The sequence below is a fragment of the Micromonospora rifamycinica genome (genome assembly GCF_900090265.1).
In the GTDB taxonomy this organism is placed as follows: domain Bacteria; phylum Actinomycetota; class Actinomycetes; order Mycobacteriales; family Micromonosporaceae; genus Micromonospora; species Micromonospora rifamycinica.
Genome location: NZ_LT607752.1, coordinates 4,331,429 through 4,346,487, shown reverse-complemented (window position 1 = coordinate 4,346,487; position 15,059 = coordinate 4,331,429). Strand labels below are relative to the sequence as shown.

Below are 15,059 nucleotides of genomic sequence, written 5' to 3'. Positions count from 1 at the left end.
GGCCGGGGCGTCCGCTGGCGGGTCCGGGACGGACCAGGTCGTCCGGGCAGGTCGGCTCAGGAGGTGCGGCGACCGGAACGCGGCTTGGGCGCGGTGGCCGTCGGTGGATCGGCCGGCGACCCGGGGCCGCCCTGCTCCGGCGCGGGATCGGCCGGTGCGCCACCGGCCGTGGGGTCCGTCGCCGTCGCCGTGGCCCTGCTCCGGCGGGCCGGCCGGACCCGGCCGACCGCCACCGGCGCGGCGTCCCCGCCCGGGGTGGTCGAACGCCCGCCCGGGGTGGTCGAACGCCCGCCCGGGGTGGTCGAACGCCCGCCCGGGGCCGTCGTGTCCTGGGCCGGGGTGGTCGTGTCCTCGCTCGGGTCCGTCATGTCCCTGGCCGGGGTGGTCGTGTCCCTGGCCGGGGACACGGGCGGGGTGGGCGCGGGGCCGTCCGGGGCGGCCGGCCGGTCGGTGCGGATGTCCGGTGTGGACGGTGGGAGTGTGCCGGGAGCGGCCGGGAGGTCGTCCGGCCCGCCGCTGCGCGGGTGGGGCAGCACCGGCGTCGACCGCAGGGCGGCGTGCCGCTCGGCCCGCTGGGCGAGCGAGGCCACCAGGACCGATCCGGCCGCCCCGACGATCACCGCGTACGGTGCGACGAGGTGGGCCGAGACCTGGGCCGGCGAGATCGTGGCCAGCCGGGGTACGGCGAGGAAGTAGGCGACCGCGACGAGCAGCGGCCCGGCCGCACCGGAGACCACCGCACCGAGCCGTAGCTCTGCCGTCCGGGCGGCCCGCCGGGCGGCCAGCGCACCGATCAGCAGTGCCGAGCCCAGGGCGAGCAGCGCACCCGGCCAGTAGAGGTGGTCCCGCAGCCAGAACCGCGGGCTGTCCTGGGCGATCTGCCAGATGCCGAGCTGGGCGCTGGTCAGCCCCTTGCCGGCGAGCACCCCGTCGACGACGGAGATCACGGCCAGCAGCCAGAGCCAGCCGACGGTGGCGATCACGTTCGTCGCGGCGGCCCGGGAGTGCAGTGTCCAGACCGCCGCCACCAGCCCCACCAGCACGCCGACCCCGGCGTAACCGGCCGCGACGGTCTGCGGCGAGAAGGTGTCCGGTACGGAGGCGGCCCGGGACGGCACCGCGACCAGCAGCACGGTGATCAGCGCGCCGACCGCGCCCGCCGCCGCGAGGGTGAGCCGGTGCAGGATGCCGCCGGTCGGGTCCGCTCCGCCGCGTTCGTGCAGCCGCTGGGCGCAGACGGCCCCGGCGACGGCGGACACGGCGGCGATCCAGGTCGCCCAGGCGAGACTGGCGAACCAGGAGGGCTCGCTGGCCCCGGCGTCGACCGGTGCCCAGTTGATGATGCCCAGGCCGTAGCCGAAGCCCAGCTGTGCGGCACCGACGCCGGCGGCGACGCCGAGCGCGGTGGATACCGATCCTCCCCAGCTCCGTCCCGCCATGCCGGGGACTGTAGCGTTCCGCAGCCGGGGCGGCGAGTCGTACGGCCGCCGGAGCACGCCCGGTGACCGGGTGGGCAGCGGCCGGTACCGTCTCGGGGACGAGGCGGGAGCGGCATGGACGACGAGTACACCGAAGAGGACCGGGCGGAACGCGACCGGCCGGGACGGGGCCGACTGCTGCTCGGCGGCACCCTGGCGACGGTCCTGCTGGCGGCGGTCGGTGGCACGGTCGGCTGGGTGCTGGCGGATCCCGGTGACCCGCAGGATGCCGCCGCCCCGGGGGCGGCACCCACCGGATCGGCCAGCCCGCTCGCCCCGCCGACCGCCGCCCGGCCGACCACCGCGCGGGCCACCACGCCCCCCGCGCCCACCACCCGTGGCGGCCTGACCGTGCCCCGACTGGTCGGTATGGACTTCGAGAAGGCGCGGGAGGAGCTGCACGACCGGAAACTCGGCTGGCGGCTGGTCTTCGGCACCGGCTCCGGTCGGGCGGTGACCCGCACCGTGCCCGCCCAGGACACGCCGGTCCGGCCGGGCACCACGGTCCGGGTCGAGGTCAGCGGGCCGGCGCCCGAGGTCGACGTGCCGGACCTGGTCGGCGAGGACTGCGACGACGCGGCCGACGAACTGGGTGACCTGGGCCTGTTCCCGCGCTACCCCACCGGAAACCGTGGTGAGGTGACCGCCCAGACACCCGCCGCCGACTCCACCGCCCACTGGAACGACCAGGTCTCCCTCTCCTGCGGCAGCGCGACGACGTCGACTCCCGAGGCGACGCCGACGCCGTGACGGGGGGCCGTCGCGCCGCTCCCGGTGGACCGGGGCACCGCCCGTTACCGTTGAGCCGGAGGCCATGCCCACCGGGCCGGCACCCGGCTCCCGACCGGCCGGGTCGGCCGGTTCCGGCGCGGCGGGTCGGGGACCATGACGCGGTGGGTCGGCACCGGACGCCCGCCGGGTGGCGAGAGGACGTGCGATGAGCGACGACCGCCGGGATCCACCCGCCGACGACGCGACCCGGCCACTGCCACCGACCGGCGGAACGACCGGAGCCGGCCCGGCCGGTCCACCGGTGTGGTCCGGGCGGGCCGGGGTGCCTGCGCCCCGGGACGCCGACGCCCGGGCCGCCGCCGAGTGGTACGGCGAGGAGCCGCGCGACCGGCGGTGGTGGACGCCCATCCTGCTGGGCGTGCTCGCGCTGGTGCTGCTCGGGCTCGTCGGGTTGGCGAGCTGGCTGGTCCTGCGGGCGGTGGGGTCCTCGTCGGACGGGACACCGAACCCGCCGCCGACCGCCGTCCCCACCACGGGCGTCGTCCCGACCACCGTCGCTCCGAGCAGTGCCGCTCCGAGCAGCGGGCCGCCGACGACGCCACCGACCACCGCGCCGACGACCGGTCCGGCGGGTGTTCCGGTGCCGCCGCTGGTCGGGCTCTCCCAGGAGGCCGCACAGACCCTGCTGGATCGGTTCGGGCTGTCCTACCGGGTGCTCACCCGGGAGTCGGACCGGCCGCCCGGCACCGTCCTGGCCACCGACCCGCAGCGGGGTGAGCTGGTGGCACCGGGCGACGAGGTGACCCTGGTGGTGGCCGCCGAGCCGTCGGCGTCGCCGACCAGGACCGCCACCGCCACCCCGACGGTCAGCCCGACCGGGTGACGGATGCCCTGCCGGCCCCTCCGGGTGACCGTGGCCCGGCTCACCACATCCGGCGTCTGGTGCCGACCAGGCCCAATCCGGCCAGCGAGATGACCAGGCCGAGCAGACCGGAGTAGAAGAGGGAGCGGGCGACGGTCCGCGGGTCGTCGGCCGGTTGCCGGGGGCCGGTGACCGTGGCGGCGCCGCCACCGACGCCCGACTGCCCGGCGTCCGCGGGATCGCCCTGCGCGGTGTCGGCGGGATCGTCCCGCTCGGTGTCGGCGGGATCGCCCTGCCCGGCGTCGGCTGGATGGTCGTCCCGCCCGGTGTCGGTGGGCTCGTCCCGTTCGACCACGGTGATCTCGGGAGCCGGCACCGGCTCGGCGAGGCGGGTGGCCGACTCGGCCGGGTAGCGGGTCACCACCACGAGGGTGGTGACCGTGCCGATCAGGGCGAGCAGCCCGAAGGCGTACCTGATGCGGGAGCTGTGGTGCCGCCGCGCGGCGGGCAGATTGACCATGGCCATCCCAGGTTCAGGGGCCGGAACGCGCGGGTGGAGACTTCGCCGGGGTGGGCGTACCGATCCTATGACGGAGGTACGCCCTCCGGTCGGGCAATCGGAAGTCAGCCCACCGCGATCGGCGCGCGGTTGACCGGACGTCGGGACCGTGCGGTGTGCTGACGAGGTACGGGTGCGGCCCGGAGCTGGGTCAGCCCGGTCTGCTGGACGAAGATCGACCGGCGGCTCACCGCGTCGCCCGACGCGTTCATCTGGTAGCCGTCGAGCCAGAGCCAGCCGTCGTACGTCGGCCAGTCGAGCACCCGGATCACCCGGAAGGTGATCGGTTTGAGGAACTGCACACTCGCGGCGCGAGTGACGTACAGAACGTCACCGGAGCGGGGAAGCACATGGGCTCCTGGGAGGGTATGGCCGGCGTCGCGGGCCGACCGGGCGGGACGGAGGACGAGGTGCGGGTCCGGCGACGGGGTTGTGCCTCGCGGGCCGGTGCTCGGTGCGGTGGTGGTCGGGCCGTACCCGCTGGTGGTGGACCGCCACCCGACCATCACCCGCTGCTCACGGGACTAGCGCTCCCACCGCCGCAGCCACCGGGCGTGCAGCGGCGGGGTTTTCAACCCGGGGGCAGGTCTCGTTGACACAACTCGGCCGGGGCACCCGCCGACCGGCCGATCCCGGGGCGATGATCACACCGTGAGATCGAGCGGGGACGTTGAGTGACTCGAACCATACGGACAGAGTGCATCAGCCGGGTGCTGGATGCAAGTTGCACGTCGAGTTTTGCCGATAGGTGAGCGCGACACGTGAACCCGGCGCTTGATCACGCCGTCCCCGGAGCGGCACACTGGACGCCGGTTCCGCCCGCCGCGGCCGGTCGGCGACCGGGCACCACCCCTGCCGCGAACGATCGCCCGCCGCTCGTCGTCGCGCCCCCGGCGGGTGTGGACACCGGCGCGACCGACCGGAGGTAACGGGTGAGCGCGAGGCGCCAGCTTTCCCCGTCAGCGGCACCCGGAGGAACCCGATGAGCGATCGGCGGAGCCCGACCATAAGGCGTCGCCGGCTCGGGGCGGAGCTGCGCCGGCTGCGCGACGGCGCCGGCATCACCATAGAGGCGGTCGCCGAACAGCTGGAGTGTTCCGCCTCGAAAGTGTCCCGGATCGAAACCGGTCACACCTCGGTGACCCCCCGCGACGTCCGGGACATGCTCCGCATCTACGGGGTGGTGGGCGCGGAGAGCGAAGAGCTGGTGCAGATCGCCCGGGAGGCGAGGCAGAAGGGGTGGTGGCACTCACACCGCTCGGTGCTGGTGGGTGCCTACGTCGGTCTGGAGGCGGCGGCCGGCTCCATCCGGACGTACGAGCAGCAGGTCATTCCCGGTCTGCTGGTCACCGAGGAGTACGCCACCACGATGATCCAGGCGGCCCGCCCGGAGTTGAGCGCGGCCCAGGTGCAACAACGGGTGCGTGTCCGACTGGGCCGTCAGTCGTTGTTGACCCAGGACGATCCGGTCGATCTGCGGGTGGTGCTCGACGAGGCGGTGTTGAGGAGGCCGGTGGGCGGCGACGCGGTGATGCGTGGTCAGCTCAGGCGGCTGGTGGAGGTGGCCGAACTGCCGAACGTGACGTTGCAGGTCCTGCCCTTCGAGGTGGGAGCGCATGCCGGCATGGACGGGCCCTTCACGATTCTCGGTTTCCCCGACTCGGTGGATCCGGATGTCGTGTACGCGGAGAACGCCACGGGTGGGCTCTTCCTCGAGAAGAGCGACGAACTGCAGAAGTACAGGTCCATCTTCGATCAGATTCAAGCAGCGGCCGAGCGACCGGAGGAGTCCATCGCACACATCGCAGAACTGGCAGAGGAGCCGTTGTGGAAATGGCGACCGAGAGGTTCCCCGAGGACCTGACGCAGGCAACGTGGTTCAAGAGCTCAAAAAGTGGGCCGAACTGCGACAACTGCGTCGAGGTGGCTTACGTGATCGGGGCGGTCGGGGTACGGGACTCGAAGGACAAGACAGGTCCCGCCCTCGTTTTCGCCCCCGGGGAATGGAACGCCTTCGTCGCCGACGCTCGGAACGGCGCGTTCGGCCAACACTGACCAACGCAGCGTGGCGTTGACCGCGGGCCGGTCGGGGACACTCCCCGACCGGCCCGTCGCCACTTCCGTTCCGCCTCGTTGAACCCTCGGTACGGCGCTGGTCGACGACCCGCCGCAGCCAGCGGCCACCGAGCGAGGCAGGCGATACGCAGATGACGACGATCGGTTCAGACAACCTCATCAACGGCCCGGGGAAGACCGAACGCTTCGGGGGCAAGTACCGCGGCGCACGGCGCGACACCATGCTCACCGAGGTCGGCGGCACCGACACCGATTTGGGTCACGACGGCGTCTGCGCGGCCGACCACGCCGGGTCGCCGCTGTCGATGTCCGCGCTCGATCCGAACCCGCTCACCGAGCCGTCCTTCCCGTCGGACGGCTGGCCGGCGGAGCCGCCCGAGTCGCTGGTCGACCACCCGTTGATGCGCGGCCTGCTGCTGGAGCTGCCGCCCAAGGGGAGCATCCCGCCGCCCGGGTGGCTGGACGCGTGGTTCGAGGCGACCCGGGCGATCCTGGAACTGCTATACGTGCAGGGAGCCGACTACAGCCGGTGAGGCGGTCAGCGCGGGCCCGGTGGGCAGTGTCCGCTCGGCGAGCCGGCTGTGCCGCAGGCCGTGGCGGATCCCGATGGCGAGGACGGCCAGTCCACCCAGGGTGAGCGCCACCCCGGTGAACCCGTTGCCGGCGCTCAGGTCCAGACCGGCCGCCCGGAGCAGACCCGGGACGGTGGCCAGCGCGGTGACCTGCACCGGCAGGCCGACCAGCGGGTGCGCGGCCGAGGCCCGCAGCCCGTACGGCGCGGGGGTCTCCGGCGCGGCGGCGAACGCGCCCGCGCCGGCCCGCAACCGGCGGACCCGGCGTACCGTCCAGGCCGACACGGCGAGCGCCGGCACGGCCACCAGGGTGAGCTGGGCGGCGGCCCGGTCGACCAGGGTGTCCCCGGCGCTGGTCAGGCCGGCCGCCAGCACCGTCATGGTCAGGCCGACTCCGGCGACGGAGAGGGCGAGCACCCACCCGCTGCGCCGCCGCAGGGCGCGGGCCCGGTCCAGCCGGGGGAGTCCGTCCGCCACGATTCCGGCGGCGAGCCAGACGGCGGCGATCGACAGCAGCACGATGAGATGCCCATCCATGGACACAGCCTTGCCCAGAACGGTGTCCGGCAAATCCGGGGCGGTCCCCCGGTTCCACCCCGAACGCATCCCGTAGGGGGCCGGTCGGGCCGACCGCCCGACGCCGGCCGTGTGGCCTGCCGGCCGGTCGTCCGCCGGCCGTGCGGCCTGCCCGGCCGGTCGTCCGCCGGTGCCTCAGACCGCGAAGGTGGCCGGTCGTTCGGTGGCCGGGGCCGGGGGCCGTGCCTTCCACAGGCCGGTCTTCTGGCCGGCGAGTCGGGTCAGGTAGGCGGGGTTGAGGATGACGTACCGCCGCCAGAGCCGCTTCGGCTCCAGGCCGAGCCGCCAGAACCACTCCAGCCCGGCCCGCTGCATCCACGGTGGCGGCTGCCGGAGCAGACCGGCGTGGTAGTCGAAGGCCGCGCCGACGGCCATCAGCGGCATGTCCAGCAGGGGCCGCATCGCGTACGTGAAGACCTCCTGGCGGGGGCAGCCCAGGCCGACCAGGACGAGCCGGGCGCCGCTGGACCGGATCCGGTCGGCGATCTCGGCGTCCTCGCCAGGCCGCACCGCCCGGAACTTCGACGGCTCCACCCCGGCGATCTTCAGGGCGGGGAACATCCGCTCCAGTGCCGGGATCAGCTTCGCCAGGGTCTCCTCGGTCGAGCCGTACAGGTAGACCGGGAGGCCCTCGTCGGCGAACCGGCGCAGCACGTGCAGGGTCAGCGTCGGGCCGTAGACCCGGTCGGTCAGGCCGGCGTGGTGCAGCAGGTTGAGCGCCCAGCGCACCGGCTGCCCGTCCGGGGTGACCACGTCGAAGGAGTTGAGCCGGGCGTTGTGCGCCGGGTCGAGCACCCCGGTCATCACCCCGTGCACGGCCAGCGCGGTCAGCGCCAGCGGCCGGCGCTCCCGGGCCGCCGCGACGACCTGCTCGGTCGCCGAGGTGTAGTCGGTGGCGTCGACCAGGACGCCGAGGACGTTCCGCTTGCCCTGTGCGGTCATGCGCCCGGCACCCACTTGTCGACGTTCGCCTGGTAGATCTCCTGCATGATCATCGGTACGTCGTAGACCTGCTTCCACTCCGGGTAGTCGGCCTGGAACGCTTCGTTCGAGCCGATCCACCACTTGTGGTCGCCGATCCGGTTCGCGTCGACGTACTCGGTGATCATCTCTTGGCCGGTGATCTGCTCGGCCAGCGCGAACGCCTCCCGGTTGGAGGTATTGGAGTGCCGGCCGCCGCCCAGGTTGTAGACCGCCGCCGAACGCGGGGCCCGGAAGAACGCCTCGAACGCCGACACCACGTCCGAGCTGTGGATGGCGTCCCGGACCTGCTTGCCCTGGTAGCCGAAGATCTTGTAGGTGCGGCGCTCCATGTTGGCCCGCATCACGTACCCGAGGAAGCCGTGCAGCTCGGTCGCCGAGTGCGCCGGGCCGGTCAGCGTGCCGCCCCGGAAACAGGCCGTCCGCATGTCGAAGTAGCGGCCGTACTCCTGCACCATCACGTCGGCGGCGACCTTGGAGGCCCCGAACACCGAGTGCAGGCACGCGTCGATCGACATGTCCTCGCGGATGCCCTGCTCGTACGGGTGCCCCGGGGTGATCTCCCAGCGGGTCTCCTGCTCCACCAGCGGCAGGCTGTTGGGCCGGTCGCCGTAGACCTTGTTGGTGGAGCAGTGGATCAGCGCGGCCTCGATGCAGTGCTCCCGCACGTTCTGCAGGATGTTGAGGGTGCCGACCGCATTGACGTCGAAGTCGGTGAACGGATCCCGCACCGCCCAGTCGTGCGACGGCTGCGCGGCGGTGTGGATCACCACGGCGATGTCCCGGCCGTACCGGGCGAAGAGCTTGCCGAGGGTGTCCCGGTCGCGGATGTCGAGGCTGTGGTGCGCGTACGCCGGCCCCAGCTCGTCGGTCAGCCGGCGGACGTTCCACGCGGTCGAGGCCTCGGCGCCGAAGAACTCCTGCCGCATGTCGTTGTCGATGCCGACCACGTCCAGGCCGAGCCCGGCGAAGTGCCGGACCGCCTCGGAACCGATCAGACCGCCCGACCCGGTCACCAACGCGACGCTCACACGACACTCCTGGTCAAGTTAGGAGGCTGGCAAAAACCATCGGAGCATAGCCTGACGCCCGGTACGCCCTGATATGAAGCGAGGGCCCCGCATCCTGCGGAGCCCTCGGCTGTCTCTGGTGGGGATGGGGGGAGTTGAACCCCCACGTCCTTTCGGACACACGGACCTGAACCGTGCGCGTCTGCCATTCCGCCACATCCCCGTGGCACGACCTCGAACGCGGTGCTGTGCGGCGCCCCGTCGTCTCCGACGTGACCCGAACATCGTACCGGTGTCCTGCGGTCTCGCCCCGACCGGCTACCGTTCTCCCGAGCGGTCACCCTTCGTGGCGGTCGAAAGAGTAGCACGGTTGCAAGAGCTGTTCCGAACGGGCCGCCGCGCGGTGGCCGAGCGGCGCGCGAGCTGCACGCGCGCCGTCCAGATACCATCATGTCCTCGGGACCCGAGGAGGAGCCGGTGAGCGTGCTGCAACGCTTCGAGAAGCGTCTGGAAGGCCTGGTCGAGGGGGCCTTCGCCAAGGTCTTCAAAGGGGTGGTCCACCCCGTGGAGATCCTCAACGCCATGCAGCGGGAGGCCGAGGCGCACAAGGCCATCCTCGCTGGTGGCCGCACCCTGGTGCCGAACCGCTACGTGATCGATCTCTCCCCGTACGACCACAGCCGGTTGGCGCCGTACGCCGCCGCACTGGCCCAGGAGCTGGCCCAGTCGCAGGCGGAGTTCATCGGCGAGCAGGCGTGGACGGTCTACGGTGACGTGATCGTCGAGGTCGAGCGGGGCGAGGGGCTGGACACCGGCATGTTCCGGGTCACCGCCGAGGTCTATACCGGCGGCGAGGTCGCCCCGGTGTCCTCGCCCGGCGGCTACGACCCCGGCCCGCCCGGCTATCCGTCGTACGACCAGGGTGGTGGCTACGGCCCGCCGCCGGGGCACGGTGGCGGCGCCCGCAACGTCCGGCTGGTCTCCGGCGACGGCCGCACCTACCCGTTGCAGATGGGCTCGACGGTGATCGGCCGGGGCGACCAGGCCAACCTCCGGCTGCCGGACGTCGGGATCTCCCGGCGACACGCCCGGCTGGACTTCGACGGCGGCCAGGTCGTGCTGACCGACCTCGGGTCCACCAACGGCACCATGGTCAACGGCCAGCGGGTCTCGGCCGTCGCCCTCAACCCGGGCGACATGATCCAGCTCGGCACCACGACGCTGACCTTCCGCGTGGACGGCTGACCCGCCTTGCCGGAACTCGTCATCACCGTCGCCCGGTTCGGGTTCCTGATCCTGCTGTGGATCTTCGTGTTCACGGTGGTCGGTGTCATCCGACGGGATCTCTTCGCCGGTGCCCGATCGGGCCGGCTGGTGGCCGCGCCCCGCGCGGTCGGGGCCTCGACCCAACAGCAGACGGCGAAGCCGGCGAAGGCGAAGCGGGGACGGGCGGCCCACCAGCTGGTGGTCACCGCCGGCCAGCTCGCCGGCACCCGGATCACCCTCGGCGAAGCGCAGATCACCATCGGCCGGGCCGAGGATTCCACCCTCGTCATCACCGACGACTACGCCTCCGCGCGGCACGCCCGGCTGGTGCCCCGCGACGGTCAGTGGTTCGTCGAGGACCTCGGCTCGACTAACGGCACGTACCTCGATCGCGCTAAGGTCACCGGACCGACCCCCGTCCCCCTCGGCGTGCCGATCCGTATCGGCCACACCTCTCTCGAATTACGGCCATGACTCTGACCCTGCGCTATGCGGCCCACAGCGACCGCGGTCTGATCCGAGACGGAAACCAGGACTCCGTCTACGCCGGGCCGCGGCTCCTCGCCGTCGCCGACGGCATGGGCGGCATGGCCGCCGGTGACGTCGCCAGCAACATCGTCATCGGTGCCATGGCGCCGCTCGACGAGGACGTCCCGGGGGACGCACTCGTCGACGCGCTGCGATCGGCCGTGGGCACCGCCAACCAGCAGCTCCGCGACACCGTGGACGCCAACCCGCAGCTGGAGGGGATGGGCACCACGCTCACCGCGACCCTCTTCTCGGGCAGCAAGCTCGGCATGGTCCACATCGGCGACTCCCGGGCCTACCTGCTGCGCAACGGCGAGTTCGCGCAGATCACCAAGGACGACACCTACGTCCAGATGCTCGTCGACGAGGGGCGGATCAGCGCGGAGGAGGCGAGCAGCCACCCCCAGCGCTCGCTGCTCACCCGCGCCCTCGACGGCCGGGACATCGACCCGGAGTACAGCGTCCGGCAGGTGCTGCCCGGGGACCGCTACCTGATCTGCAGTGACGGCCTCTCCGGTGTGGTCAGCGCGGAGACCATCGGCGACAGCCTGCGGGAGTACACCGACCCGCAGCAGTGTGTCGAGCGGCTGGTGCAGCTCGCCCTGCGCGGCGGCGGCCCGGACAACATCACCGTCATCATCGCGGACGCCACCGACCAGGACATCGTCGAGGCGAGCCCGATCGTCGGCGGGGCTGCGGCCCGGGACCGGGGGATGGCCACCGCGGCCGACGACTCCACCCCGGCGGCCCGCGCGTCGGCGCTCTCCGCACCGCGCCCCCCCGCTCCGGAGGACCCGGCGGCCCACCGCGACGACGACCCGGACCGCCCCCGACGGCCGCTGCGCACCGCGGCGATGCTGGCGGCGTTGCTGGTCATCCTCGGCGGCGGGCTCTTCGCCGGGTGGAGCTACACCCAGCGGCAGTACTACGTCGGGGCGACCGACAACGGGCAGCTCGCGGTCTTCCGGGGGGTGCCCGGCCAGGTGGTCGGCCTCGACCTGTCCAGCGTTCACTCGATCAGCCAGGCCAAGCTCGACGACCTCACCCCGGCCGCCCAGGAGCAGGTCAAGCAGGGCATCCAGGCCAAGAACCGGACGGATGCCCAGCGCCGGTTGGCCGAGCTGACCAGCGAGGACCCGACCAACCCGAACCTGAAGCCGGTCTGCCCGCCGGTGCCGTCGCTCGTCACCGGCTCCCCGGTGCCGTCGACGCCCACGCCGTCACCCAGCCCCGGCACCCCCAGTCCCGGCACGCCCAGCCCCGGCGTGTCCAGCCCCGGCCCGACCGGCGTTCCGGGTGCCACCGGTACCCCCACGCTGCCCACCACACCCGACGCCTCGGCCTCCGACGCGGTTCCGCCGGCCGGAGACCCGGCGGGCTGCCGGTCGCCCGAGTGACCGTCGGCTGAGATCCGAGGGACACCTCCTTGACCGCAGCGGCCCACCCGGTAGTCTCGCCCGCCACGACGGGCGAGCGGCCCGGCGTACGTCTGGCGCGGTCCCGGCGTAACGCCGAACTGTCCCTGCTGGTGCTGGCGATGGTGCTGGTGGCCGCGTACGGGGCGATCGTCGAGGCGAACCTGCTCGACACCGTCACCCGCGACTTCTGGATGCCGGCCGCCGCGCTCGGGCTGGTCTTCCTGGGCATGCACCTGGTGATCCGCTGGCTCGCGCCTTTCGCCGATCCGGCGCTGCTGCCGGCGGTGGCCCTGCTCAACGGCGTCGGGGTGGGCTTCCTGCGTCGGCTCGACCTGGCCAAGGCCGCCCCCGCCGAGCGGGAGACGCTGGCCATCTTCGCCGGCACCGGTGGCCGCCAGCTGGCCTGGACGCTGGCCGCGGTGATCCTGGCCGCCGGGCTGCTGGTGCTGATGCGCGACCACCGGGCGGTCTCCCGGTACGCGTACACCCTGGGGTTGGCCGGCATCGTGCTGGTGATGATCCCGGCGGTGCTGCCCGGCCGGTTCTCCGAGATCAACGGCGCGAAGCTGTGGATCCGGGTCGGCGGGTTCAGCATCCAGCCCGGTGAGTTCGCCAAGCTGGCGCTGCTGGTCTTCTTCGCCTACTACCTGGTCCGCAAGCGTGAGGTGCTGTCGCTGGCCAGCCGCCGGGTCCTCGGCATCGACTTCCCGCGCGGCCGGGATCTCGGCCCGGTGCTCGGGGTCTGGTTGATCAGTCTGCTGGTCCTGGTCTTCGAGAAGGACCTCGGCACCTCGCTGCTCTACTTCGGCATGTTCGTGGTGACGCTCTACATCGCCACCGAACGGGTCAGCTGGCTGTTGATCGGTCTGGTGCTCTTCTTCGGCGGGGCCTACCTCGCCTACGTGCTGGGCGGCACGGTGGGTGGCCCGTTCGCCAACTTCTACACCCGCGCCGAGATCTGGCTCGACCCGTTCGCCGAGCCGTACGACCGGGGTTACCAGCTGGTGCAGGGGCTGCTCGGCCTGGGCAGCGGTGGCCTGTTCGGCTCCGGCCCGGGCGCCGGGGAGCCGCTGGAGATCCCCGAGGTGCAGAACGACTTCATCTTCGCCGGCATCGGCGAGGAGATCGGCCTGTTCGGGTTGACCGCGCTGCTGGTGGTCTACCTGCTCATCGTCGAGCGGGGCCTGCGGGCCGGGCTGGCGGTGCGGGACTCGTTCGGCAAGCTGGTCGCCGGTGGTCTCGCCTTCACCCTGGGGCTCCAGGTCTTCGTGATCGTCGGCGGGATCAGCAAGCTCATCCCGCTGACCGGTCAGACCACCCCGTTCCTGTCCGCCGGTGGCTCGTCGCTGATGGCGAACTGGCTGCTCATCGCGGTGCTGCTGCGGATCTCCGACGCCGCCCGGCGGCCGGTGGCCCAGGGCGGCGGCCCGGCTGGTCGGCCGGGTGGCGGCCCGCCGGAACAGCTGCACGGTGCTCCCACGGAGGTGATCCGCCCGTGAACGCGCCCCTGCGCCGCGTCGGCGTCGTCGTCATGGTCCTGTTCGGGCTGCTCTTCGCCAACCTGAACTGGATCCAGGCCTACAAGGCAGACGAATACCGCAACAGCGACTACAACGGCCGGGTACAGGTGGCCGAGTACGAGCGACGGCGGGGCAACATCGAAGCCGGCGGCACCGCCGTGGCCACCAGCAAGGAGACCGGCGGCAAGCTGAAGTTCCAGCGCAGCTACCCGGCGGGGACGAAGTACGCCCACGTGCTCGGCTACAAGCCGGTCAACCTGGGCGACACCGGGATCGAGCGGCTGGAGAACGACTTCCTCGCCGGCACCAGCGACGCCCTGCTCGGCAACCGGATCAAGGACATGTTCACCGGTGACGAGAGCGGCGGCGGCAACGTGCTGCTGAGCATCTCGAAGCGCGCCCAGGACACCGCCTACGAGCAGCTGCGCAACAACCGCAACGGGGCGGAGCGGGGCGCGGCGATCGCCATCGACCCGCGTACCGGTGCGGTGCAGGCGCTGGTCTCGATGCCCAGCTTCGACCCGAACCCGCTGGTCGACCATGACACCAACGCGGCCTCCGCGGCCTACAACAAGTACGAGCAGGACCCGGCCGGCCCGCTGAAGAACCGGGCGCTGTCGGAGACCCTGCCACCCGGCTCCACCTTCAAGATCGTGATCGCCGCCGCCGCCCTGGAGAACGGGGTCGGCAAGGACACCGAGATCCCGGCCGGGCCGAGCTGGACCCCGCCGACCTCGGGCACCGAGATCCGTAACGCCGCCGCGTCGATCTGCCCGGAGGCGCAGGTCACCCTGATCGACGCGGTCACCGAGTCGTGCAACACCGGGTTCGCCCAGCTCGGCGTACGGCTCGGCGCGGACACGGTGAAGGAGAAGGCCCGGCAGTTCGGCTTCGAGCAGGACGACCTCACCGTCGGGCAGCTCGGTGAGGGGGGCCTGCCGGTGGCGGCCAGCCGGACCGGCGACATGCAGAACCCCGACGGTGGCACCGACCCGGCCGCGCTGGCGCAGTCCTCGATCGGTCAGAACAACGTCCGGATGACCCCGCTCCAGGGCGCGCTGATCGCCGGTTCGGTCGCCAACAAGGGCCGGCAGATGCGTCCCTACCTGGTCAAGCAGCTGCTCGGGCCGGACCGCACCACCAGCTACTACAACGCCCAGCCCCGGGAGCTGCGTCAGCCGGTCAGCGGTCAGGTCGCCGACGACCTGCGGGACATGATGGTCAGCGTGGTGAAGAACGGCACCGGCAGTTCGGCGGCCATCGACGGCTACACCGTCGGTGGCAAGACCGGCACCGCGCAGTCCGCCCCGGGTCGCCCCGACCACGGCTGGTTCATCGGCTTCGCGCTGGACAAGAACGGCAACGCCGTGTCTGCGGTCTGCGTGGTGCTGGAGCAGGCCGACAGCGGCGGCAGCGGCGAGGCGGCCCGGATCGGCGGCAAGATCATGCAGGCGGCCATCGCCGATGCGGGGGGCCGCTGA

Annotated in this window: 16 protein-coding genes and 1 tRNA gene; 10 read left to right on the top strand and 7 right to left on the bottom strand. The window is 72.5% G+C overall.

The window, feature by feature from the left end; all coding sequences use genetic code 11:
• Window positions 1-56 precede the first annotated feature (56 nt).
• Window positions 57-1,439 (bottom strand): hypothetical protein, encoded by a 1,383-nt coding sequence (locus GA0070623_RS18075; protein WP_067300796.1) that lies wholly within the window; start codon window positions 1,437-1,439, stop codon window positions 57-59.
• A gap of 114 nt (window positions 1,440-1,553) precedes the next feature.
• On the opposite strand from GA0070623_RS18075, the gene GA0070623_RS18070 reads away from it, so the two are divergent.
• Together GA0070623_RS18070 and GA0070623_RS18065 are read left to right on the top strand one after the other, a co-directional pair.
• The gene (locus tag GA0070623_RS18070) at window positions 1,554-2,228 is read left to right on the top strand and encodes a PASTA domain-containing protein (RefSeq protein ID WP_067300793.1); all 675 of its coding nucleotides are present in this window, start codon (window positions 1,554-1,556) and stop codon (window positions 2,226-2,228) included.
• Window positions 2,229-2,415: 187 nt separating this feature from the next.
• A complete protein-coding gene (locus GA0070623_RS18065) occupies window positions 2,416-3,093 on the top strand; it encodes a PASTA domain-containing protein (RefSeq protein ID WP_067300789.1) in 678 nt (225 codons plus the stop codon).
• A 40-nt stretch (window positions 3,094-3,133) separates the two neighbouring features.
• Here GA0070623_RS18065 and GA0070623_RS18060 read toward each other — a convergent pair whose 3' ends face one another.
• Entirely contained in the window at window positions 3,134-3,598 is a 465-nt protein-coding gene (locus GA0070623_RS18060; protein WP_067300787.1) for a hypothetical protein, read from the bottom strand.
• 98 nt (window positions 3,599-3,696) lie between these two features.
• The gene (locus GA0070623_RS18055) at window positions 3,697-3,981 is read right to left on the bottom strand and encodes a hypothetical protein (protein ID WP_067300784.1); all 285 of its coding nucleotides are present in this window, start codon (window positions 3,979-3,981) and stop codon (window positions 3,697-3,699) included.
• Window positions 3,982-4,613: 632 nt separating this feature from the next.
• Here GA0070623_RS18055 and GA0070623_RS18050 point away from each other — a divergent pair.
• The 3 genes from GA0070623_RS18050 to GA0070623_RS18040 all read left to right on the top strand — a co-directional run bounded on the left by GA0070623_RS18050 (window position 4,614) and on the right by GA0070623_RS18040 (window position 6,240).
• A complete protein-coding gene (locus tag GA0070623_RS18050; protein ID WP_067300781.1) occupies window positions 4,614-5,495 on the top strand; it encodes a helix-turn-helix domain-containing protein in 882 nt (293 codons plus the stop codon).
• Window positions 5,465-5,686, top strand: a complete 222-nt coding sequence (locus GA0070623_RS18045; protein WP_067300778.1) for a DUF397 domain-containing protein — start codon at window positions 5,465-5,467, stop codon at window positions 5,684-5,686. Before GA0070623_RS18050 ends, GA0070623_RS18045 begins: the two co-directional genes overlap by 31 nt.
• Window positions 5,687-5,838: 152 nt before the next feature.
• Complete coding sequence (locus GA0070623_RS18040) at window positions 5,839-6,240, top strand: hypothetical protein (RefSeq protein ID WP_067300775.1); 402 nt, start codon at window positions 5,839-5,841, stop codon at window positions 6,238-6,240.
• Here the strand turns inward: GA0070623_RS18040 and GA0070623_RS18035 are convergent.
• From GA0070623_RS18035 to GA0070623_RS18020, 4 genes are all read right to left on the bottom strand, one after another.
• Window positions 6,208-6,816, bottom strand: a complete 609-nt coding sequence (locus GA0070623_RS18035; RefSeq protein ID WP_067300771.1) for a hypothetical protein — start codon at window positions 6,814-6,816, stop codon at window positions 6,208-6,210. The genes GA0070623_RS18040 and GA0070623_RS18035 overlap by 33 nt on opposite strands.
• Before the next feature lie 174 nt (window positions 6,817-6,990).
• The gene (locus GA0070623_RS18030; RefSeq protein WP_067300994.1) at window positions 6,991-7,797 is read right to left on the bottom strand and encodes a WecB/TagA/CpsF family glycosyltransferase; all 807 of its coding nucleotides are present in this window, start codon (window positions 7,795-7,797) and stop codon (window positions 6,991-6,993) included.
• A complete protein-coding gene (locus GA0070623_RS18025) occupies window positions 7,794-8,867 on the bottom strand; it encodes an NAD-dependent epimerase/dehydratase family protein (RefSeq protein WP_067300768.1) in 1,074 nt (357 codons plus the stop codon). Before GA0070623_RS18025 ends, GA0070623_RS18030 begins: the two co-directional genes overlap by 4 nt.
• A gap of 116 nt (window positions 8,868-8,983) precedes the next feature.
• Window positions 8,984-9,069: transfer RNA gene (locus tag GA0070623_RS18020), tRNA-Leu, on the bottom strand.
• A gap of 227 nt (window positions 9,070-9,296) precedes the next feature.
• Between GA0070623_RS18020 and GA0070623_RS18015 the strand changes: the two genes are divergently transcribed.
• The 5 genes from GA0070623_RS18015 to GA0070623_RS17995 are packed head-to-tail and all read left to right on the top strand — an operon-like array spanning window position 9,297 to window position 15,059.
• Complete coding sequence (locus tag GA0070623_RS18015; RefSeq protein ID WP_067300765.1) at window positions 9,297-10,091, top strand: FhaA domain-containing protein; 795 nt, start codon at window positions 9,297-9,299, stop codon at window positions 10,089-10,091.
• 6 nt (window positions 10,092-10,097) lie between these two features.
• Complete coding sequence (locus tag GA0070623_RS18010) at window positions 10,098-10,586, top strand: FHA domain-containing protein FhaB/FipA (protein WP_067300761.1); 489 nt, start codon at window positions 10,098-10,100, stop codon at window positions 10,584-10,586.
• Window positions 10,583-12,037, top strand: a complete 1,455-nt coding sequence (locus GA0070623_RS18005; protein ID WP_067300758.1) for a PP2C family protein-serine/threonine phosphatase — start codon at window positions 10,583-10,585, stop codon at window positions 12,035-12,037. The genes GA0070623_RS18010 and GA0070623_RS18005 overlap by 4 nt, the downstream gene beginning before the upstream one ends.
• Window positions 12,038-12,066: 29 nt before the next feature.
• Window positions 12,067-13,557 (top strand): FtsW/RodA/SpoVE family cell cycle protein, encoded by a 1,491-nt coding sequence (locus tag GA0070623_RS18000; protein ID WP_067300755.1) that lies wholly within the window; start codon window positions 12,067-12,069, stop codon window positions 13,555-13,557.
• Entirely contained in the window at window positions 13,554-15,059 is a 1,506-nt protein-coding gene (locus tag GA0070623_RS17995; protein WP_067300751.1) for a peptidoglycan D,D-transpeptidase FtsI family protein, read from the top strand. Before GA0070623_RS18000 ends, GA0070623_RS17995 begins: the two co-directional genes overlap by 4 nt.

Bases quoted from the DNA above. Each gene is read 5' to 3' on its own strand.
- GA0070623_RS18070 (WP_067300793.1), top strand. From the start codon at position 1,554: ATGGACGACGAGTACACCGAAGAGGACCGGGCGGAACGCGACCGGCCG.
- GA0070623_RS18065 (WP_067300789.1), top strand. From the start codon at position 2,416: ATGAGCGACGACCGCCGGGATCCACCCGCCGACGACGCGACCCGGCCA.
- GA0070623_RS18060 (WP_067300787.1), bottom strand. From the start codon at position 3,598: ATGGCCATGGTCAATCTGCCCGCCGCGCGGCGGCACCACAGCTCCCGC.
- GA0070623_RS18015 (WP_067300765.1), top strand. From the start codon at position 9,297: ATGTCCTCGGGACCCGAGGAGGAGCCGGTGAGCGTGCTGCAACGCTTC.
- GA0070623_RS18040 (WP_067300775.1), top strand. From the start codon at position 5,839: ATGACGACGATCGGTTCAGACAACCTCATCAACGGCCCGGGGAAGACC.
- GA0070623_RS18050 (WP_067300781.1), top strand. From the start codon at position 4,614: ATGAGCGATCGGCGGAGCCCGACCATAAGGCGTCGCCGGCTCGGGGCG.
- GA0070623_RS18035 (WP_067300771.1), bottom strand. From the start codon at position 6,816: ATGGATGGGCATCTCATCGTGCTGCTGTCGATCGCCGCCGTCTGGCTC.
- GA0070623_RS18030 (WP_067300994.1), bottom strand. From the start codon at position 7,797: ATGACCGCACAGGGCAAGCGGAACGTCCTCGGCGTCCTGGTCGACGCC.
- GA0070623_RS18075 (WP_067300796.1), bottom strand. From the start codon at position 1,439: ATGGCGGGACGGAGCTGGGGAGGATCGGTATCCACCGCGCTCGGCGTC.
- GA0070623_RS18005 (WP_067300758.1), top strand. From the start codon at position 10,583: ATGACTCTGACCCTGCGCTATGCGGCCCACAGCGACCGCGGTCTGATC.
- GA0070623_RS18045 (WP_067300778.1), top strand. From the start codon at position 5,465: ATGGCGACCGAGAGGTTCCCCGAGGACCTGACGCAGGCAACGTGGTTC.